The sequence below is a fragment of the Rudaea sp. genome (assembly GCF_057139185.1).
Map to the genome: position 1 here is coordinate 62484 of NZ_DBNHDN010000046.1, position 20727 is coordinate 83210.

Genomic DNA, 20727 nt, shown 5'->3' on the forward strand with positions numbered 1-20727 from the left:
GCATGCTGCAATGCGGGATAAGCGGTGCAGGATAACCCTCGCCGCGGCTACAGTAAATTCGCGGATGCGACCCCGGCCGGAAATGCACGCGTTCCTCGCGACGCGGCATTTGCTAAATTGCACGGGCTTCGCGGTTCGCGGTGGTCGGGTCCATTTCGGAGATGCCATGTTCGTTCGTCGTTTTTTCTCCGTCGCGCTGGCGGGCCTGCTGGCAGCGATGGCACCGTCGCCGCGCCCGGCGGTGGCCGAGCCACTGCAATTCCGCATCAGCGAGGGCGATGTCGAGAACGCGTTCTATCAGGACGGGCCTGTCGCCGCGCACCTGTTGTTGAGCTCGGGCTTGAAGCCGCGTGTGCTCGCGGCGTTCCCGGCCGGCAACAGCGGCGTCGGCATCTGGTTCGAGCCGGTGGCCACGCCCGTGCAATGGCATCTCCAGAGCGTGCAACCGCTGGAGGCGAAGGATGCGCAGGGGCGCGCGCTGCACGGCATCGAGGCCGAGGCGACGCTGGCCACGTCGTCGCCGCTGCGCATCCGTGATGCCGTACTCGGCAGCGTGCGTGTGCTGCGCGATTACCAGCTCGATCACCCGTACCCGCCGGGAACGGCAGCGCATGCGCGGCGCGAAGGCAATACGCTGACCTGGTCGCGCACGCGGCTCGACGGCGCGCCCGGTTACGAGATCGCGTTGTCGGTGGAAGACGGCAGCCTGGCCGGCGGCAACGGCAAGCCGTGGACGCTGACCCGGCCGACGGACGGCAAACCGCTGCGCCTGCGCCTGCGCGCGCTGACCGGCGAGAAGCCGCTGACGCCGTTCGCGGCCGATGCGCTGTTCAGTTCCAACGCCGGCAGCGACGAGCGCGGGCGCAACGCGCTGCGCTTTCTCAGCTACGAAGAAAAATTCCTCGCCGGCTCGTGGCGCTTCGATACCTATTTCGGCCGCGATACGCTGATGTCGCTGCGCCTGCTGCTGCCGGCGCTGCAACCGCTGGCGGTGGAGGATGGGCTAGCCGCGGTGTTGAACCGTCTTTCACCGGACGGCCAGGTTGCGCACGAGGAGGATATCGGCGAGTTCGCGGTGCTTCGCCATCGCAAGGAAGGCACGGGCGCCGGCGATGCGCCGATCTACGACTACAAGATGATCGACAGCGACGTCATGCTCGCGCCGGTCGCCGCGGCCTATCTGCTGGACAGCTCCGACGGCAGGGCGCGCGCCAAGGCGTTTCTCGCGCGCAAGCTCGACTCCGGTGAAACCGCCGGCGCCGCGCTGGCGCGCAATTTCGCCCTCGTGCTCGCGCACGCGCGGCCGTTCGCGCGCGATCCGTCGGCGACGAATCTGGTGGCGCTCAAACCCGGCGAAAAAGTAGGCGAGTGGCGCGACAGCGAGATCGGTCTTGCCGGCGGGCGCATCCCCTACGACGTCAACGCGATCCTGATGCCGGCTGCGCTCGAAGCCATCGCGCGCCTGCGCAAGGCGGGGCTGACGCCGCCGGACTCCACCGGCAACGAAGCGGCATCCGCAGACAAGCTCGCCGCCGTCTGGTCGCGCCGTGCGCCGCCCTTGTTCCTGGTCAAACTGCCCGTCGCGGTCGCGCGCGCCGACGTGGCGGGCTATGCCAGGGCCCAGGGCATCGACCCGGCAGCGGCGCTGGCCAGCCTGCCAGCAAGCGGCGAAATCACGTTCAACGCGCTCTCCCTCGATGCACAAGGCAAGCCGATTCCCGTGCTGAATTCGGACGACGGCTTCGCGCTGCTGTTCGGCCGTCCCGATGCCGCGCAACTGGATGCGGCCCTCGCGGCGATTTTCCGCCCGTTTCCCGCCGGCCTGATGACCGGCGTGGGCATGGTGGTCGCCGATGCGGTCTATGCCGGTGCCGACCTGCAGAAAATCCTCGGCCGCAACGCCTATCACGGCGCCGTGGTCTGGTCATGGCAGCAGGCCCTGATGACGGCAGGTCTGGCGCGTCAGCTCGAACGCAGCGATCTGCCGGAACCGACGCGGGCCGCATTGAAAAAGGCACAGATGGAACTCTGGCGGGTGATTCGCGCCACAAAAAAAATGAGTACGTCCGAACTGTGGTCGTGGACCTACGTCGATGGCCGCTACGTCATGAGCCCCTTCGGCCAGCGCAAGAACGACGCCGACGAATCCAACGCCGCGCAACTCTGGAGTACGGTGTACCTGGCGATTCCCGAGCCAACCGATGAAATGCACTGAGGCGGAATCGCGCGGCGCCTGTGGGCCGCCGAACACCACCGCATGAGCTTCGATTCCGACCACGCCAGTAGGTGGCCAACTCACTGAGTTCCTTCCACCGCGTTGCAGGTAAGACGAACGTCGATGGCAAGCAAGTCGGGCCCCGGGGCGAGTAAGCCGATAACACTTCTGGCCGTCAGTGGCCGATTGAACGTGTGGCTTCGTCCTGTCGGATTCCCTCCTGGCCCGAGCGCAAGCCGCTCACCCCAAGGCCGTATACACGACTGCAACCGCATCGCTTGCCAAACAGTGTTTTACTCGGTCACTTGCAATGGGAGTCCATACAGGAATTGTTAGGCGGCGCTCGATGATGTTTTGTCGATCACTCTTGTACCGATCACGTAGCCCCATCCCAACGAGCCGAACGTGATCAGCGTCAGCAGATACGGGAACACGCCTTGCACGCAGCGCACATCCGTTAACCCTGCGTCACGCAACGTGGCGGCGTATGTCGACGTGTACCGTACGTCGATGATGAGCACGCGCCCACCAGGTGCTAACACGCGTGCGATCTCGCGCACGGCGGTCTGCCGCTCGTCTGCGTTGTAAATGTTGTGCAGCGCCATGCTCGAGAGCACCACGTCAAAGCTGGCATCAGCGAAGGGAAGGTGTCGCGCATCGCCGGTGTTCACTTCGACTTTATCTGCGACGTCTTCGATCAACGCGTTGCGTATCGTGCCCTCAGCGTTGTTGCCGCTGAGATCTTCCTGCTGCCATTTGTCGATGCCGACGGCGCGTCCGGTCGAGAGCCGTTTGGCCGCGCCGATGAGAAATAGTCCCAGCCCGCACCCCACATCCAATACGCGCTCGTGCCCTTTCCAGTTGATCTTGTCCAGATATCTTTCCCGCTCGCGTATCTTCCCGATCTTGCTGTCGTAAATCATCCACAAGGCCATCGCGCCGAAGCCCAGACCGGCCAACATCAACGGCCGGGCGATCACCGCAATAGCATCCTGCCGGGACCACACGCCAAGCAGCCGCGTGATCAGCGAGATGATCCCAAACGCCGCGACAACGAGCATGTTGCGCACCGCCACCGGGGCATCCAGACCGTAATTGGGAGTCCGATTATCTTTCATGCTTCGCCTTCAATGATCCGGCCCGCTAGATGCAAGCACCGTTACAGCGGTGTTCTGTTCGGGTGGTCAACGCCGCAACGATGCTACGCCGCCGCACACGCCGTAGCGGCAGGAGAGCAGACCGTTTGCTCCGGGAGCATCAACGTCTGCGTCAGCGGTGAGGGTGTGGCGCGTCCGCCAACGCAAAGTCAACCGGCGCGCCCGAGAACGCTCGGAGAGCGAACGACTTCGGGTGCGCGTCCGGTTGAACGCCGGGTTGGGCATCACTAACGGGCCGCGGTCTGCCGCTCGTATTCGGCTGCGTCGTACCAACCACGCGATTCAACTACCTTTAAGTCCGGATTGAGATCCCACTCCTCCCAACCGGAAACGCGGAGTGGATTCTTCGTGGCAGCATGTGTCCCAGTGAAGGTCCAGAAGTATGCGACATGATTGCCCGCGCAACGCACGTCTTCGCATATCAGTGTGAGATCCGGAACGTCGGCAAAGAAGCCAGCGGCCATTTCACCGATACCTTTGCGATCTACCCAAGGCTCACCGCGATTAATGACAATACGCCCGTCCGGGGCATAAAAGGAAGCAACGGCCTCCGGTGAGCCAGAGTTCCAGGCTGCCGTATAAGCGGACACCATCGCACGTACTGCTGCGGGATCGACTGTCATCCGGGCTCTCCTCGCTTCATGCTGCGTCATCAAGGTATGGGTCCGCCATCGCGAATTCTGATCGTGATGTCCAACGCTTGAGGTAAGTGGCCGCGGCCACGATGCGTACGAAGATAGCGCGGCCCGTCGCCGCGGTCCACTTGACTGATCGAATGGACTCCTCCCGCCGGTATATCGGCATCGAAGTGCCAAACTGAGTGTGCTGCATTCAGTTGACCTGACACGAGAGGACGGCCGCCGTGGAGACGGCAAAGAACTGAAGAGCACTTAGCGGTATCGATCCAGGCAACTTGGCACTGAATACAGCACCTAGTATCCAAAATGGAATAGATAAGACCAAGAGTAGTGCAAGAAATCTAAGGGATGTACGACTCAGCATTTTCCGGTGCCTAGACGTTCAAGGTGAGCAGCCCGCAGAGGCGGACGGTGCCTGGCGGCGGAAGGCATGAAGCCATTGGCGCCTGGAGCCGTCAGGCGCCGGCTGCCGTAGCGGGTCGGCTCGACCAAGGGGCTAGGCAGCACCTCGGTAGTGCTAGACCAGCCTGGTTTCACCCATCATCACGTCAACTCCTGCGCTCGCGAAGTTGGCGAGGTCGGCGGCGGTCGCCTGACCCTGCGACGATGCCATAGCTGCCCCTATGGCTTCCATGGACTCGAACTCGAGGACGGCGACGAGGTAGACGCCGTGCTTCCCTGCCATTCCCATGACGTCCCCTCGGGTCACCTCATAGCTCTTAAGCCCGGGGATGGTCTTTGCGAGCGGGACGTGCTTGCTGAAGTAGTAGCTGTCAAACGCGGCCGGATCCTTGGGTTGCTGGTAGATCGCGAAGAGCTTTGCCATGTTGTGTACTCCGTTTGTCGCCTACCAGCGAAGGGCCGGAGGGTGAGATTGACGGTAGCTACGGGACTGCGGGGCGTCAAGCAGGGCTGCTGCACTGGGTTGGACGGCGCCTGACTGAAGTCCAGTGCACAAGGCAAGCGGGAAAACACGCCTGCGTCTGGGTAGCGGGGTTGGTGCTGCCGTTGGTGCTCCCGCTATCGCCGGCTGAGTGCCCGGCAACGGCACAAAAACAAGATCGTCGCCGCACTCGCGCGCAATTGTCCGGCCTCGTCCGGGCGATCGTGCGCGACGCGCGCGCAGCGCCCTAGTTTGCCACGGCTAATACTGTCTTGGGTTTCGCTACGTCTGATCCGGTGCGGCAACAACCGTCAGGCAACTTTTTGCCGACGACGATTATCGACTTTATTTTCTATCCGTACTGGCTGGGCGACTACGCACCCGCCACGGGGTTGGAGGTTTCGACCGTCGGCCGCTGTTCAAGCCTGCATCCGCCGCCGATTTTTCGGCAGATGGTTCATGAGGAACTCCATCTGGTCGGCAAGGATGTTGCGGTTCGACAGGATCAAGTGTTCGACCCAGCTTGGTCGGTAGGGCACGGCCAGTAGCGGCATGCTGGCTTGCTGCGGGGTGTGGCTGCCCTTGCGGATGTTGCAGGCGAGGCAGGCGCTGACGACGTTTTCCCAGGAGTCGCGGCCACCTTTGGACAGCGGCACGACGTGATCGCGGGTCAATTCGCCGCGCGAAAAGTGCTCGCCGCAGTACAGGCAGAGCATGCGGTCGCGCGCGAACAGCGCGGCATTGGTCAACGCCGGCGCGGGATCGACCGCGTGCAGGCGCGCGTGGCCGCGGCTGGCGACGATCGGGTGCAGGTCCAGCGTCGACTGCTCGCCGGTTTCGCGGCTGGTGCCGCCGTGGATGGTCAGGCAGGGATTGCCCAAGGTCCACGACACGGCGTCGCGTACGTAGAGGCAGACCGCGTCCTGCCACGAAATCCAGTCGAGGATGCGGCCGTTGGAATCGAGCGAGAGCACGCGCGTGGCGTGGATGTCACTGACCTTGCGCGGTTCGAACAGGGCCATGCGGTCGAGTTCGAGGTTCGGGGACTTCGTCGCGGCGATTTGTGATCTATGACTCGGCATCCGGTGTCACCAATGGCGCCAACAGGCGGGCTTGGGCGATTCGCTGCCAAACGATCGTATCCGGCTTCGCAGCATAGCCGAATTCAGGCAGGGTTTGCGAATGTGCGCTGGCGCCGCCCGCTCCACGCCGCCACCGCTCACGCCGGGACGAGGTCGAAGGCGATCGTCAACCGAGTGTCGTCGCCGCCGAACGGCACCGTGCCGTGCCAGAAATACGACGGGAACAGGGCGAGCAGGCCGGGTTCGGGGCGGATGAAATATTCGGGTTCGAGTCCGGGCTGCGTCGGATATCCCGGTTCGCCGAACTTGAGGAAGCCTTCGCGGCCGGGGTTGTCGCCGGCGACGGCGCGTGGCAGTTCGATGTAGCACGCGGAAGAAAGCCAGCCCTGCGGATGCACGTGGTTGGTGTGGAAGCCTTGCGCGTTGAGGCGCACCGACCAGATGCCAGCGATCCGGTAGGCCCCGTTGTTGCGCCGGCGCAAGGGATCATCGCCGCGACCGATCGCCTCGATGTGCCGGCGGATCGGCGCGTCGATCGCGCCGAAGAACGCACGGATCGGCGCATCGTCGACGTCGAGCAGGTTCTGCGCGGTTTGCGAGCCGTGGCGCAAGGTCTGGTGCAGAGGATGCGCGCGCATCGTGTGCAGGCGTTTCAGGCTCGTCGCAAGATCGGCCAGGTAGGCCGGCAAGTCGCGCCAGCCGCGCGGCGTGTCGAGGGGCCAGGCGCGCGCCATGCCGGCGTAGTCGCAATATGCGACGTAGCGTGGATCGCCGAGCAGACGCCAAGCGGTGGTCTGTGCGGCGATCAGGAACTGGTCGTCCGGGTGAGTGCGCAGCAGTGCTTCGGCACGGTGGCGGGCGGCGTCGGCATCGCCGGTGGCGAGCAGGGCTTCGATCAGGCTGTGGTTCGATAGCGGTTCCGCAGGCGCAAGCCGCACGGCGCGCAGCGCGTAGCTCAGCGCGCGTGCGCCGTCGCCGGATTGCAGTGCGGCCTGACTGGCACAGGCGAGCACGAGCAGGTCCGCGCTCGCCGACGCCGCGCGTGCTTCGATCGCGGCGAGCGCCGCGCCCGCGTCGCCGGAGCCGGCGAGCAGGTTGGTACGGGCGATGGCAAGCGCGCTATCGTCGGGATGTCGCCGCAGTGCGCGGTCGATGTGCTCGCCGGCGGCCTCGGCATCGCCCGTGCGCATCCAGATCAGCTGGGCGAGATTGGTCTGCGCGTCGGCGAACAGCGGTTGCGCGGCGACGACGTTGCGCAGCAGCGTCTCGGCTTCGTCGGCGCGATCGGTGGCGATCAGGGTGCGTGCGTGCAGGTAGTGTGCCTCGGCGCTGCTCGCGCCCTTGCCGATCGCGCTGCGCGCATGCCGCTCGGCTTCGCGATGCCGGCCGGCCGTATCGAGCGTGCCGGCGAGAAGCAACTCCACGGTCGCGTTGTCCGGGGCCATCGCGACCAGGCGCTGCTGGATCGCGATTGCCTCGTCGAGCCGTGCCAGTTTGGCCAGCGCGATCGCGCGTTGTTGCAGCAGGTCGGGATCGGCGCGCGCGTCGTCAGCCAACGTTGCGGTGAGATCGGCGACTTCGGCATGCCGGTTCGATTCATTGAGCAGGCACGCGAGCAGATAGAGTGCGCGCGGATAGCGGTGAGCGTGTGCCACGGCCCGGCGCAATGCGCGTTCGCCTTCATCGCCGCGGCCCGAGCCGATCAGCAGTTCGCCGAGGGCGGCTTGCGCGGGCGCCCAATCCGGATCGATCGCGACGGCGTGGCGCAGGCTGCGTTCCGCGACGTTGCTGTCGCCGAGCGCGAGCTGCGCGCCCGCGAGCAGGCGGTACCCTTCGACGAAGCCGGGCGCCGCTTGCACGACCTGTTCGAGCAGGCTGCGCGCGGCGACGAAATTGCCTGCCTGCAGCAACGCGGAGGCACGTTGCATGGACTGGATGATGGCGGGGTTGGGTGTGCTCATGCCGCGCTTGCGGAGGGTTCGGCGCGAATGGGGGTTGAGATTGCCGAAGTGTAATGCAGCATCAGCGAACCGGCTTGACCATGCTCAAAATTTCGACGCCGAAGCCATGATGTTCGTACAGTCGACGCGCGCGCTCGTTGTTCGGAAACACGCCGAGCGTGAGGAAGCGGCAGCGATGTTCCTTCGCCCAGGCCTCGGCGAAGCGCAGCATTGCCGAGGCGGTGCCGCGGCCCTCGTGCTCGGCGGCAACGACGAGGTCGGCGATGTGGCAGTTGAGCGCGCCGGTGAAGAAGTCCTTGCGCGTCTGCAGATGCAGGAAGCCGAGCTGCATCGCATCGTCGTCCTCGGCGACGAACAGGTGCGATGCCGGCGGCAGCGTGCGCAAGTGGTGTTCGATGTCGCGCTCGATGCCGGCCAGCGTTTCCGCGCGCTTGCGCCACGGCGGCAACTCGAACTCGGCGAAGCGACCGGCGAGTGCGAGGATGAACTCGTCGTCGTCGGCGTGGGCGAGGCGGATGTGGACTTCGATTTCCGGCGCGGGGTCGTTCATGGCAAAACGAAAACGGCTGCTGGGGTGAATGCTATCCGAACATCGCCTCGGGCATTGCGAGCAGGCTGTCCGTACCCGCATCGACCGCGGCCTTGTGCGCCAGCGTGCGCGGCAGGATGCGCGCGAAGTAGAAGCGGGCGGTGTAGCGCTTGGCCGCCTTGAAATCCGGGGGCTGTTTCGAGGCTTCGGCTGCGGCGACGCTGCGCGTCCAGAAATAGGCGAGGGCGATGTAGCCGGAATAGAACAGATAGTCGACCGCGGCCGCGCCGACCTCGTCCGGGTTCGCCATCGCGCGCTTGCCCAGCGCGAGGGTCAGATCGCCCCATTCCTGCGCCACCTTGGTCAGAGGGCCGGTGAATTCGGCGAGCGCGGCATTGTCCGCCTGCGCCTTGCAGAACCCGCCGATTTCCTCGAGGAAATGACGCAGGCCGACGCCCTGCGTGGCGAGGATCTTGCGTCCGAGCAGGTCCAGCGCCTGGATGCCGGTGGTGCCCTCGTAGATCGTCGTGATGCGCGCGTCGCGCGCGAACTGTTCGATGCCGGTTTCGCGGATGTAGCCATGGCCGCCATGGATCTGCACGGCGTGATAGGCGCATTCGTTCGCGGCTTCGGTGAGCAGCGCCTTGACGATCGGGATCAGGAACGAAAGCAGCTCGTCGGCGCGCTTGCGCTCGGCTTCGTCGGGCGAACGTTCGACCAGGTCGACCAGGCTTGCCGCGTAATAGCTCAGCGCGCGCGTGCCCTCGGCGAAGGCCTTCTGCGTGAGCAGCATGCGGCGGATATCGGCATGCACGATCAGCGGGTCGGCCGGCTTGTCGGGGAATTTCGGCCCGCTCAGCGAGCGGCCCTGCAGGCGCTCGCGCGCGTAGGCGAGCGAGATCTGGTAGGCGCGCTCGATCAGGCCGAGGCCCTGGATGCCGACCGCGAGACGCGCGGTGTTCATCATCGTGAACATCGCGTTGAGGCCCTTGTTCGGTGCGCCGATGAGATAACCCTCGGCGGCATCGAAGTTCATCACGCAGGTGACCGAGGCCTTGATCCCCATCTTGTGCTCGATCGCGCCGCAGACGACAGCGTTGCGCGCGCCCATCCTGCCATCGCGGTCGACCTTGAACTTCGGCACGATGAACAGCGAGATGCCTTTCACGCCCGCGGGCGCGTCGGGCAGGCGCGCGAGCACGAGGTGGACGATGTTCTCGGTCAGGTCGTGCTCGCCGGCGGTGATGAAGATCTTCGTGCCGCTGATGCGGTAGCTGCCATCGGCGTTCGCTTCGGCGCGCGTGCGCAGCAGGCCGAGGTCGGAGCCGCAATGCGGTTCGGTCAGGCACATCGTGCCGGTCCAGCGGCCCTCGACGATGGGCTTGAGGAAGGCGACGCGCTGCCATTCCTCGCCGTGCAGCCGCAGCGCTTCGGACGCGCCGTGCGAGAGCAGCGGAAAGTTGCCCCACGACAGATTGGCCGAATCGAGCATCTCCTTGATCGGCGCGCCGATCGACTCGGGCAGGTGCTGGCCGCCGTAGGCTTGCGGCGCATTGAGGCTGCTCCAGCCGCCGTCGACGTATTGCCTGTACGCCTCCTTGAAGCCTTTCGGCGTGGTCACGTTGCCTGTGGCCTTGTCGAGTGTGCAGCCCTCTTCGTCCGCGCTCGAATTGATCGGCGCGAGCACCTGCTCGCAGAACTTCGCCGCCTCCTCGAAGATCGCATCGAGCGTGTCGCGCGTCGCCGCGTCGCCGCCGGGCAGGCGTGCGTATTGTTTTTCGACGTCGAGCAAATCGAACAGCACGAAACGCATGTCGGCGAGCGGGGCGGCGTAACGGGTCATCTTGTTTCCTCGATTGGGGCCGGGAGCTGAGGGCTCAAGGCCGGTGCGCGTCGCGTTTGAACTTCAGCGCTTGGCGGTTTTACCGGTACTGGTTCGGAATGCCCGGAACCGGCGACAGCCGGCTCTTGTGCTCGAATTTGAAATCCTTGTCGGCGGCGGGCACGCCGATCGTGCCCTTGAGCTCGTACGCCGCGCCGCCCGGCGCTTTCACGTCGAGCGCAAACGCTTTCTGCAGGTCGGCGCCCGGCGACAGTGTCGTTTCGACGATGTCGGCGTTGAGGCCGGGAATGTCCATTTCCGGCTTCAGGTCGAGTTGTGCGGCATCCATTCCGCTGACGCGCAGCTCGCCTTTCAGTGTGGAGTAGTGCACGGTCTGGTCGGAAAAGTTCTCGAGACGGATCGACAGCTTCCAGTGCCCGTCCGGCAACACTTCGAGCAACTGGATCGAGGCGTTCGGCGGGTTGATCGGGTGTTTGGTGGCGCCGCCGAAACAGCCGGCAAGCGATACGGCAACGGCGACGAGGGCGAAAAGTCGGAGCAGGCGGGCCATGGAGCGGACTCGATGCGATGTGGTGGATCGCTACCTTAGCCAAAACCGTGTTGCGGCGGAAGCATCGCTGCGCGTCGGACCGTTTCAAACGTCGAGGCTGGTAAAATTCACGCATGACGCGGGACGCCATCGACATTCTCCACCAGGTTTTCGGCTACTCCGGGTTTCGCGGCGAACAGCGGGCGATCATCGAGCAGGTCGGCGGCGGTGGCGATGCGCTCGTGCTGATGCCGACCGGTGGCGGCAAGTCGCTGTGCTACCAGATTCCGGCGCTGATGCGCTCGGGTACGGCCGTGGTCGTCTCGCCGCTGATTGCGCTGATGCAGGACCAGGTCGAGGCGCTGCGCCAGTTCGGCGTGGCCGCGGCGTTTCTCAATTCGAGCCTCGACGCGCGCGCGCAGTTCGAGGTCGAGCGCGATTTCGCCGCGGGCAAGCTGAAGCTGCTCTACGTCGCGCCCGAGCGTTTGCTCAGCGAACGTTGCCTGGACCTGATCGCGAAGGCGAATGTCGCGCTGTTCGCGATCGACGAAGCGCATTGTGTGTCGCAATGGGGGCACGATTTTCGTCCCGAGTACCGCCAGCTCACGATCCTGCACGAGCGCTTCCCCGGCATTCCGCGCATCGCGCTGACCGCGACGGCAGACGCGCCGACGCGGCGCGAAATCGTCGAACGCCTGAACCTCGAAGGCGCGCGCCAGTTCGTTTCGAGCTTCGATCGAAAGAACATCCAGTATCGCGTCGTGGAAAAGGAAAATTCCAGACGCCAGCTCAAGGACTTTCTTGCCGGTCACCAGGGCGAGTCGGGCATCGTCTACTGTCTGTCGCGGCGCAAGGTCGAGGAGACGGCCGCGGGGCTGGTCGAGCAGGGCGTGGCCGCGCTGCCGTATCACGCCGGCATGGACGCAGCCCAGCGCGTGCACAACCAGCAGCGCTTCCTGCGCGAGGATGGCATCGTCATGTGCGCGACGATCGCGTTCGGCATGGGCATCGACAAGCCCGACGTGCGCTTCGTCGCGCACATGGATCTGCCCAAGAGCCTCGAAGGCTACTACCAGGAAACCGGCCGCGCCGGCCGCGACGGACTGCCGGCCGAGGCGTGGATGTGCTATGGCCTTGGCGATGTGGTGACGCTGGCACAGTTCATCGCCCAATCCGAGTCCGGCGAGGAGCGCAAGCGCGTCGAGCGCGCGAAACTCGATGCGCTGCTCGGCTACGCCGAGATCGCGACCTGCCGCCGCCGTCACCTGCTCGGCTATTTCGGCGAAATAGTGGAAAAGGACAATTGTGGAAATTGCGACAATTGCGTCAACCCGCCCGTGTCGTTCGACGGCACCGAGCTGGCGCAGAAGGCATTGTCCTGCGTCTACCGCACCGGCCAGCGCTACGGTGTCGGCCATCTGACCAACGTGCTGCGCGGCATCGACGACGAACGCGTGCGCAGCCTCGATCACGACCGGCTCAGTGTATTCGGTGTCGGCGCAGGCCTGGACGAGAAGCAGTGGCGCAGCATGTTCCGCCAGCTCGTCGCCAACGGCCTGCTCGCGACCGACGCGGAGGGTTATGGCGTGTTGCGTTTGACTCCCGCCGCGCGCGGCGTGCTGCGTGGCGAGGTGCGGGTATCGTTGCGCAAACCCGCGAGCCGGGAGGAGCGCCGCGCGACGCGCAAGGCCGTCCGCGGCGCGCGCGCGCGCCAGAGCCTCGACATCGCGCCGCACGAGACGGCGCTGTGGGACGCGCTGCGTGCCACGCGCGCCCATCTGGCGCGCGAGCAGGGCGTACCCGCGTACGTGATTTTCCACGACGCGACCCTGCTCGAAATGCTGCGCGCGCGGCCGCGGAATGCCGAAGAACTCGGCTTGATCGGTGGCGTCGGCGCAGCCAAGCTGGAGCGGTACGGCGGCGCCTTCCTCGCCACCGTGCGTGGCGCAGCCTGAGCCGCCAGCGCAGAAAACCTTAATCCCGGCTGTAGAAAATGGGGCTTTTCGGACCGTACCGCTTTCGTACCCGTGTCCGCAGCACTAAAATGCCGCTCCGGCGCACACCCCACAAGCAAAACAAGCACGCGCCCCGATTCCCGTATTCCGAGGTACCCCGTGTCCGACTGGACCCTGCTTTGCGACTTCGACGGTACCATTTCCGTCGAAGACACCACCGATACTTTGCTCGAACGTTTCGGCCAGCCTGGTTGGGAGAAACTGGAGGACGACTGGAAAGCCGGTCGCATCGGTTCGCGCGAGTGCATGGCCGGGCAGGTCGCCCTGCTCGACATGAGCCGCGACGAGCTCGACCGACATTTGACCGAGCGCGCAATCGATCCGGGGTTCGCCGCGTTCGTCGCCAGCGCGAAAGAGCATGGCATGCCGGTCGAGATCCTCAGCGACGGCCTCGACTACGCGATCCATTTCATCCTGCGCCACTACGACTTCGACTACCTGCCGGTCACCGCGAATCGGCTCGAGGAAGTCGGCGAGCGCGAATGGCGCCTCGGGTTTCCGAACGCGAGCCCGATGTGCCGCGCGAAGAGCGGCACCTGCAAATGCACTGCGGCAGCGCGTGCACAGGGTCCTCGCCGGCGCGTGCTCATGGTGGGGGATGGCGCCTCGGACTACTGCGTCGCCGAAGCCGCCGATTTTGTCTTCGCCAAGGGCAAGCTCGTCGATCATTGCCGAGCGAAGAAGATTCCGCACGCACCGATCAAGGACTTCGCCGAGGCGCTTGCGCTGCTGCCTGCCCTGGTTTCGGGGAAATTGGTCGGTACGCCGCGCGCTGCGGCGGCTCCGTTGCCGAATGCGGTTTCGGCTTAGACTTCCGTATCAATTCTCCGCTCGTCATTCCCGCGAAGGCGGGAATGACGGACGAAAAGCATTTCTTTCTGAGGTAACTCCATGTCCAACACCCAACTCATCGCCGGTCTCGAAACCAGCGGCAGCGGCAAGCTGTTCGAGACCGCGTGCAAGCTCATTCCCGGCGGAGTCAACAGCACCGCGCGTGCGACCTGGTCGGGCTGGAATCCGTATCCGCTGTTCGTCGACCGGGGCGAAGGCTCGCGCCTCACCGACGTCGACGGCAACGTCTACATCGACTATCTGCTCGGCCTCGGGCCGATGATCTTCGGCCATCGTCCGCCGCGCATTACCCAGGCCGTGGTCGATTTCATCCAGCAGCGCGGCACCGTGTTCGCGCTGCCGACGGCGGACGAAGCGCGTCTGGCGCGGAAGATCGTCGACGCCGTGCCGAGCGTGGATAGGGTGCGCCTGTGCAATACGGGCACCGAGGCCGTGCTCTACGCGACGCGCCTCGCGCGCGCCTTCACCAAGCGCAACAAGATCATCCGCTTCGAGGGCATGTACCACGGCTTCTCCGATGGCGTGTACTGGAGCAAACACCCGGCGCTCGACAAAGCCGGCCCCGACGACCATCCGGTTCCGGTGGCGCAGGGCCCGGGCATGCCCATGGGCGTCGAGGAAAATCTGATCATCCTGCCGTGGAACGATGCCGACCTGCTCGCCGAGACGATCAAGCGCGAAGGCGACAACATCGCCGCGGTGCTGACCGAACCGGTGATGTGCAATACCGGCTGCATCCTGCCGCAGCCGGGCTATCTCGAGGCGATGCGCGAGCTGACCCGCAAGCACGGCATCGTGCTGATCTTCGACGAAGTCATCACCGGCTTCCGCCTCGGCCTCGCCGGCGCGCAGGGCCGTCTCGGCATCAAGCCCGACCTGTCCGTGTTCGCCAAGGGCGTCGGCGGCGGCTTCCCGGTCGCGGCGATGGGCGGCCGCGCCGATATCATGGCGCTGGTCGCCAACGGCACGGTGTCGATGGCCGGCACCTACAGCGCCAACGGCATCGCGATCGCCGCGGCGAATGCCGCGCTCGACGAGCTCAATACGCCGGGGCTCTATCCGAGGCTCGACGCGGTCTCCGACGCGTTGCGCTTCGGCCTGGAAAAGGTGCTCAAGGATGCGGGCTTGCCGGCGTACGTCGTCGGCATCGGCCCGCTCATGCAGGTCTGGTTCGCGAACGCGCCGATTCACAATTACCGCGACGCCGAGCGGCACGCCGACCAGAAGATTTTCGATGTCTGGTGGCGAGGCATGCTCAAGCGCGGCGTGCTGTTCCATCCGGGCGCCTACGAGAACCTGTTCGTCTCCACTGCACATACGCACGACGACGTCGCGAAGACGCTGGTTGCGGCGAAGGATGTTGCTGCAGAGTTGGCGCGCAGAGTGTGAGATCTTTTCTTCCCTTCTCCCACCGGGGAAGGGAAGCTACTGCGCCAGTTCGTAGTCGAATTCGTAGAAATGCTTGCCGCCGGCCTCGATGATGATCTTCATCGTGCCATCGAGCCCGACGAGTTCGCCGCTGCCCGAACCCGGCACGACGATGATGTCGAGGTACGGTACGCCGTTGGTCATCGTCGCGTTGTGCTGCAGCGAGAACGCGCCGCGCCTGCCGTCGAGCGTGCCGGTCACGCGCTCGATCGCGACGTAGCCGCCCGAACCCTTGGAGTTTCCGGCGTGCAGCATTTCGCCCTGGCTGGTCGCATCCAGTTCGCCGTGAAACTGTTTGTCGATGGACATACGGCCGAGGCCCGAGCCTTCGGTGCGGTTGTACGCGTCCAGCGGCTGCAGCTTCACCTCGAACGCGCCTTTGCTGTGATGCTTCATCAGGATTCCTTGGTCGGCGACGGCATGGTCACCGTCGCGATAGCGCATGCTCGGACGAAGCCGGCCGGGATGCAAGGCCGCAGTCGGCAGGGAGGCGAGCGTCGCGTCGCGCGGGCCTCGACCGGCGTGGATGCAGTCCACGGCAATGCCGAGGCAGGGTATGCGCGCCGCGCGTTTCCTCACTTCCGCATCCTGCTCGCGTTGCACTGACGATGACCGCCGTGCCCGGCACCGCTGCTGCCGATTCCATTCCCGACTCCGCGCGCGCACGCGCGGCGGCTGCGCGCGTGCGGCCCGCGCTCGAGCACGGACTAGCGGCACGGCATCTGCGCTACGGCGCGCCGGTGTTCATCCGCATCTTCAAGCGCGAGGCGGAACTCGAACTATGGCTGCGCGGCGACGATGGGACATTCGTGCTTTTCCGCAAATACCCGATCTGCAAGTTCTCCGGCGATCTCGGCCCGAAGCTGCACGAGGGCGACAACCAGGCGCCGGAAGGCTTTTATCCGGTCGCGGCGCGCCAGCTCAATCCGCTGAGCCGCTACCATCTCGCCTTCAACCTCGGCTACCCGAATGACTACGATCGCGCGCATGGCCGCAGCGGCAGCGCGCTGATGGTGCACGGCGGCTGCGTGTCCATCGGCTGCTACGCGATGGGCGATGCCGGCATCGAGGAAATCTACACGCTGGCTGCGGCAGCGCTGCGCGCGGGACAGAGTGCGTTCGACGTGCACGTCTTTCCATTTCGTCCCACCGACGCCACGCTCGCGGCAAGTGCAGGCTCGCCGTGGCATGCGTTCTGGCAGGAGCTCGCGCCGGCGCACGCGCTGTTCGAGCGCGATCGCGTGCCGCCGCGGATTTCAGTCAAGGATGGTCACTATCGCCTCGCATCCGCCGGAACCGCGCGCTAGAGTGGCGGTCATCGTTTTGCATACGAACTTCCCGAGGCTAGGCCAACCATGATCCAGCGCATGTCGCTCACCGCCGCGTTGCTTCTCGTGACGGTTTCGTTCGCCACGGCAAAGGACATTGTCGTCCACGCCGGCACGCTGATCGACGGCAGCGGCGGCGCGCCGCGACACGATGTGTCGATCCTCATCCATGACGACCGCATCACTGCGGTCGAACCCGGCTTCAAGACGCTGGCCGGCGCGGAAGTGGTCGATCTGTCCAAAGCGACCGTGCTGCCGGGCTTCATCGACTGCCACGTGCACGTGGCGGCGAAGCTGCCGAGCCGCACCAACGCGGTCGAGGACTGGCTGACCCATTCCGACCTCGACCGCGCCTTCGACGCAGCCCTGTTTGCGCGGCAGATGCTGCAGCAGGGCTTCACCAGCGCGCGCGATGCGGGCGGCGGCGACGAAAGCGTCGCCTTGCGCGATGCGATCAACGCAGGCAAGACGCCGGGGCCGCGTCTGTGGGTGGCGCTCGAGCCGCTCGGCCCGACCGGCGGCCACGGCGATCCGCGCAACGGCCTCGATCCGAAACTCGCGCACGTCGGTTGGGAAAACGGCATCGTCGACTCGCCCGAGCAGGCGCGCCTGCGCGTGCGCGAGCACAAGCGCCGCGGCGCCGACCTGATCAAGCTGATGCCCTCGGGCGGCATCGCCTCGACCGGCGACGATCCGCGCGCGCAGACCATGACCAACGAGGAAATCCGCGCCGCGGTCGAGGCCGCGCACGCGCTGGGCATGAAGGTGGCGGCGCACATCTACCCGGCCGGCGCGATCGAAAACGCGGTGCGCGCCGGCGTCGACTCGGTCGAGCATGGCTCGTTCGCCACGGCGCAGACGTTCGCGCTGATGAAGGAGAAGGGCACGTATCTCGTGCCGACACTGACGGTGTATGACGTGTTCTACCAGGTCGCGCAGGAGCACCCCGAACTGCTGCCTCCGGGCACCGCGCAGAAGGAGCTGGCCAACGATCTGCTGCCGAAGAAGAACCTGCCGCTGGCGCTGAAGTCGGGCGTGAAGATCGCCTACGGCACTGACATCGGCGAAGGTGACCATACCGAGGAGTTCGCGCTGCTGACCGCCAACGGCATGAGTGTGCAGAACGCGATCCTCGCCGCGACGCGCAACGCGGCCGAGCTGATCGGCGCGAGCGACCGCATCGGCTCGCTGCAGCCGGGACGTTATGCCGACCTCGTCGCCGTCGGCGGCGATCCACTCGCCGATCCGGCGTTGCTGCGCAAGGTCGATTTCGTGATGAAAGGCGGTGTGGTCTATCGCGCGCAGGGCAAGCCCGCGACCGCGGCGGCGGAATGAATTTGGCGCGTGTCTGGGCGAGGAGCGCCATGCAGTCGTGACTTGAGGCAGGGGCGTTCGATCGCCCCGGCGCGCTAGCATCGGCGCTCTTTCTGCTGCGGGGAATTGCTGATGAAAAAGCTGGCCATTTCCTTGAGCCGGTTGTCGCTCGCTTGTGCGGTCGGCGTGGGCGTGCTCGGCATGGGTTCTTCCATCGCGGTCGCGGACACGGCGGCGGCGGTCAAGCCCGACGTGGTCGCGGCCAACGTCGACGCCGCGGTCAATCCGGGCGACGATTTTTTTTCCTACGCCAACGGCGCCTGGCTCAAGGCGCATCCGATCCCGGCCGCGGAGGCGAACTGGGGCATCGGCCGCGCGGTGCAGGACGAGCTTTACACCCGACTGCGCAAGATCAGTGAAGACTCGGCTGCGCAGAAGAACGCCGCACCCGGCAGCGATGCGCAGAAGATCGGCGACTTCTGGGCGACGGCGATGGACGAAGCCCTCGCCGAGCGCAACGGGCTCGCGCCGCTGAAGGCGCAGCTCGCGCGGATCGACGCAGTGAACGACTCCGCCTCCGCGCTCGACGTCGCCTTCGCGCTGCAACCGCTCGGCGTCGGCGCGTTCTTCGATTTCGGCGTGTTCCAGGACGAAAAGGCGAGCGAGGTGATGGCCGTGCATGCCGCGCAAGGCGGCCTCGGCCTGCCCGAGCGCGACTACTACTTCAACACCGAAGCCGGCGTGGCCAAGGCGCGCGCGGCCTATGTGGTGCATCTGGCCAACGTGCTCAAGCTGCTCGGCGCGGAGGCGAAGTCGGCCACCGCGCAGGCGCAGAAGGTGATGGCGTTCGAGACCGCGCTGGCGAAGGTTTCGCGCAAGCTCGAGGATCTGCGCGACCCGGAAAAGAACTACAACAAGATGGTGCCGGCCGAGTTCACGCAAAAGGTTACTCCGGCGATCGCCTGGGCCGATCGCCTGCACGGCTGGAAACTCGACGCAGCGTACGTCATCGTCGGTCAACCGGAATTCTTCGCCGGGCTGCAGGCGCAGCTCAAGGGCACGCCAGCGCCGGTGCTGCGCGACTACCTGCGCGTGCGCCTCGTCGATTCCTATGCGGGCGCGTTGAATCGGGCCTTCGACGAGGAGAGCTTCAACTTCTACGGCAAGGTGCTACGCGGGCAGAAGGAACAGCGTCCGCGCTGGAAGCGCACGCTCGACGCAGAGAACCGCGCGATGGGCATGATTCTCGGCCGCATCTTCGTCGCCGAATATTTTCCGGACCAGACCAAGCAGCGCTACAACGCCGCGGTCGAGGCGATCCGCAGCGCCTATGGCGAACGCATCGACAAGCTCGACTGGATGAGCGCGGCGACCAAGGCCAAGGCGCGCGAGAAGCTCGCCGCGGTGACGAAAAAGGTCGGCTACCCGGACAAGTGGAAGGATTATTCCGCGCTGAGCGTCGGCCGCGCGTCGTACGCGGAAAACGTCATGAACGCGCGGCGCTGGGCGTGGAATGACATGTTGTCGAAGTTCGGCAAGCCGGTCGACCGCAGCGAGTGGGAGATGACGCCGCAGACCTACAACGCCTACTACTATCCCCCGAACAACGAAATCGTGCTGCCGGCCGCGCAGTTCGCGATTCCCGGCTTCAAGGACGGCGACATCGACGACGCGGTCATCTACGGCTACGCCGCCGCCTCGACGATCGGCCACGAGATCACCCACGGCTTCGATGACGAGGGCCGCCAGTTCGATGCCAAGGGCAACCTCAGCGACTGGTGGACCGCCGACGACGCGCGCAAGTTCACCGAGCGCGCGCAGGTCATGGTCAGGCAGTTCGACGGCTACGAGCCGCTGCCGGGCCTGCACATCAACGGCAAAGCCAGCCTCGGCGAAAATATCGCCGACTACGGCGGCATCCTCATCGGCCTCGATGCGTTCAAGAAGACCGAGCAGTACAAGCGCGGCGAGAAGATCGCGGGCTACACGCCGGTGCAGCGCTTCTTCCTCGGTTATGCCTTGTCGTGGATCTTCGAGGAACGCGAGGAAGCGCTGCGCCAGTCCCTGCTCAGCGACGTGCATGCGCCGGCGAAGTGGCGCGTCAACGGTCCGCTCTCCAACATCGGCGAATTCCACGAAGCGTTCGGGGTGAAGCCGGGTCAGGCGATGTATCGCGCCGAGGCCGATCGCGTGCGCATCTGGTGACCGCACCGGGCGGTCGTGCGCTACAGCGCGAGGCTGACGCGCACGACGCCCGGGTTGTTGAGCGACATGCCGCGGTGGAAACCGAGTCGCGTGCACAGGTCGAGCATCGCGCTGTTTTCCAGCAGCACATCGCTCCACAGTTCAACTGCGCCGAGGCGGCGCGCCGAGGCGATCGTGCGCTGCATGAGCAGGCTGCCGAAGCCTTGGCGCGCGAAGCGGCCTTCGACGACGATTGCGTACTCGGCGTGGGCCAGCACGGGATCGAAGTGCGCACGCGCGACCGCATGGATTTCGATCGGCAGGTCGGGGCGTACCGGATCGTCCGGCGCCGCCAGCACCCAGGCGAAAGCGAGCGCGGGATCGAGCTCGCAGAGCTGGTGCGCGAACGCGTCGGGCAGCTCGTTGAGCGGGTGCAGGAAACGCAGGCGCACTTCCTCGGGAGTCAGGCGATGGAAGAAGCGCTGGAGCGCCTCGACATCATCGGCGCGAATCTGGCGCAGCACCAATGGCGTGCCGTCGCGGGCGGTCAGCCGCTCGCCACCGTCGGCGTCGCGCCGCGGTGTGCGCCGTTCGCTGCGGCGCGGCGGCGGACGCATGCCGCGCGCCTGGCGCGGCAGCGCCCAGCGCTCGGCGAGCCTGCGCGGATTTGCTACAGTGTTCATGGCATCGCATCTTGGGCGTTCGATTTGGAGCAGCCCACCTAAATGCCGCCGCAATCGTTCAGCAATATGACCCGTCGTTCATGCGG

General features: G+C 65.7%; 17 protein-coding genes. 7 read left to right on the forward strand and 10 right to left on the reverse strand.

All coding sequences use genetic code 11. The annotated features are described in order from the left end of the window. The first annotated feature begins 166 nt into the window (after positions 1–166). Positions 167–2215: a hypothetical protein gene (locus AC16HO_RS16610; protein WP_395641944.1), complete on the forward strand. Its 2049-nt coding sequence runs from the start codon at positions 167–169 to the stop codon at positions 2213–2215. Positions 2216–2547: 332 nt separating this feature from the next. On the opposite strand, the gene AC16HO_RS16615 is transcribed toward AC16HO_RS16610, so the two are convergent. The 8 genes from AC16HO_RS16615 to AC16HO_RS16650 all read right to left on the reverse strand — a co-directional run bounded on the left by AC16HO_RS16615 (position 2548) and on the right by AC16HO_RS16650 (position 10858). Beyond that, positions 2548–3333 carry a class I SAM-dependent methyltransferase gene (locus AC16HO_RS16615; RefSeq protein ID WP_395641945.1) on the reverse strand — a complete coding sequence of 262 codons (786 nt, stop codon included), beginning with the start codon at positions 3331–3333 and terminating at the stop codon, positions 2548–2550. 266 nt (positions 3334–3599) lie between these two features. After that, the gene (locus tag AC16HO_RS16620; RefSeq protein ID WP_395641946.1) at positions 3600–3995 is read right to left on the reverse strand and encodes an ester cyclase; all 396 of its coding nucleotides are present in this window, start codon (positions 3993–3995) and stop codon (positions 3600–3602) included. A gap of 532 nt (positions 3996–4527) precedes the next feature. Beyond that, a complete protein-coding gene (locus tag AC16HO_RS16625; RefSeq protein ID WP_395641947.1) occupies positions 4528–4836 on the reverse strand; it encodes an EthD family reductase in 309 nt (102 codons plus the stop codon). A gap of 476 nt (positions 4837–5312) precedes the next feature. Beyond that, positions 5313–5915, reverse strand: coding sequence for an HNH endonuclease (locus AC16HO_RS16630; protein WP_395641948.1), 603 nt, complete (start codon positions 5913–5915; stop codon positions 5313–5315). A 197-nt stretch (positions 5916–6112) separates the two neighbouring features. Further along, positions 6113–7936 (reverse strand): tetratricopeptide repeat protein, encoded by a 1824-nt coding sequence (locus AC16HO_RS16635; protein WP_395641949.1) that lies wholly within the window; start codon positions 7934–7936, stop codon positions 6113–6115. 61 nt (positions 7937–7997) lie between these two features. Further along, positions 7998–8486 (reverse strand): GNAT family N-acetyltransferase, encoded by a 489-nt coding sequence (locus tag AC16HO_RS16640; RefSeq protein WP_395641950.1) that lies wholly within the window; start codon positions 8484–8486, stop codon positions 7998–8000. Between the two features lie 31 nt (positions 8487–8517). Next, positions 8518–10308: an acyl-CoA dehydrogenase C-terminal domain-containing protein gene (locus tag AC16HO_RS16645; protein ID WP_395641951.1), complete on the reverse strand. Its 1791-nt coding sequence runs from the start codon at positions 10306–10308 to the stop codon at positions 8518–8520. Positions 10309–10387: 79 nt separating this feature from the next. Next, positions 10388–10858, reverse strand: coding sequence for a hypothetical protein (locus AC16HO_RS16650; protein ID WP_395641952.1), 471 nt, complete (start codon positions 10856–10858; stop codon positions 10388–10390). Positions 10859–10971: 113 nt separating this feature from the next. Here AC16HO_RS16650 and recQ point away from each other — a divergent pair, with 113 nt between their 5' ends. The 3 genes from recQ to AC16HO_RS16665 all read left to right on the forward strand — a co-directional run bounded on the left by recQ (position 10972) and on the right by AC16HO_RS16665 (position 15093). After that, positions 10972–12792 (forward strand): DNA helicase RecQ, encoded by a 1821-nt coding sequence (gene recQ, locus AC16HO_RS16655; protein ID WP_395641953.1) that lies wholly within the window; start codon positions 10972–10974, stop codon positions 12790–12792. A gap of 159 nt (positions 12793–12951) precedes the next feature. Then, the gene (locus AC16HO_RS16660) at positions 12952–13662 is read left to right on the forward strand and encodes an MtnX-like HAD-IB family phosphatase (protein ID WP_395641954.1); all 711 of its coding nucleotides are present in this window, start codon (positions 12952–12954) and stop codon (positions 13660–13662) included. Between the two features lie 81 nt (positions 13663–13743). After that, positions 13744–15093, forward strand: a complete 1350-nt coding sequence (locus tag AC16HO_RS16665; RefSeq protein ID WP_395641955.1) for an aspartate aminotransferase family protein — start codon at positions 13744–13746, stop codon at positions 15091–15093. Between the two features lie 36 nt (positions 15094–15129). On the opposite strand, the gene AC16HO_RS16670 is transcribed toward AC16HO_RS16665, so the two are convergent. Next, positions 15130–15711, reverse strand: a complete 582-nt coding sequence (locus tag AC16HO_RS16670) for a DUF3224 domain-containing protein (protein WP_395641956.1) — start codon at positions 15709–15711, stop codon at positions 15130–15132. A 29-nt stretch (positions 15712–15740) separates the two neighbouring features. On the opposite strand from AC16HO_RS16670, the gene AC16HO_RS16675 reads away from it, so the two are divergent. The 3 genes from AC16HO_RS16675 (at position 15741) to AC16HO_RS16685 (ending at position 19979) form a co-directional block, all read left to right on the forward strand. Further along, positions 15741–16439, forward strand: coding sequence for a L,D-transpeptidase family protein (locus tag AC16HO_RS16675; protein ID WP_395641957.1), 699 nt, complete (start codon positions 15741–15743; stop codon positions 16437–16439). Positions 16440–16487: 48 nt separating this feature from the next. Then, complete coding sequence (locus tag AC16HO_RS16680; protein ID WP_484335593.1) at positions 16488–17795, forward strand: metal-dependent hydrolase family protein; 1308 nt, start codon at positions 16488–16490, stop codon at positions 17793–17795. 111 nt (positions 17796–17906) lie between these two features. Next, positions 17907–19979 carry a M13 family metallopeptidase gene (locus AC16HO_RS16685; protein WP_395641959.1) on the forward strand — a complete coding sequence of 691 codons (2073 nt, stop codon included), beginning with the start codon at positions 17907–17909 and terminating at the stop codon, positions 19977–19979. A gap of 20 nt (positions 19980–19999) precedes the next feature. Here AC16HO_RS16685 and AC16HO_RS16690 read toward each other — a convergent pair whose 3' ends face one another. Continuing rightward, positions 20000–20641, reverse strand: a complete 642-nt coding sequence (locus AC16HO_RS16690; protein WP_395641960.1) for a GNAT family N-acetyltransferase — start codon at positions 20639–20641, stop codon at positions 20000–20002. Positions 20642–20727 lie beyond the last annotated feature (86 nt).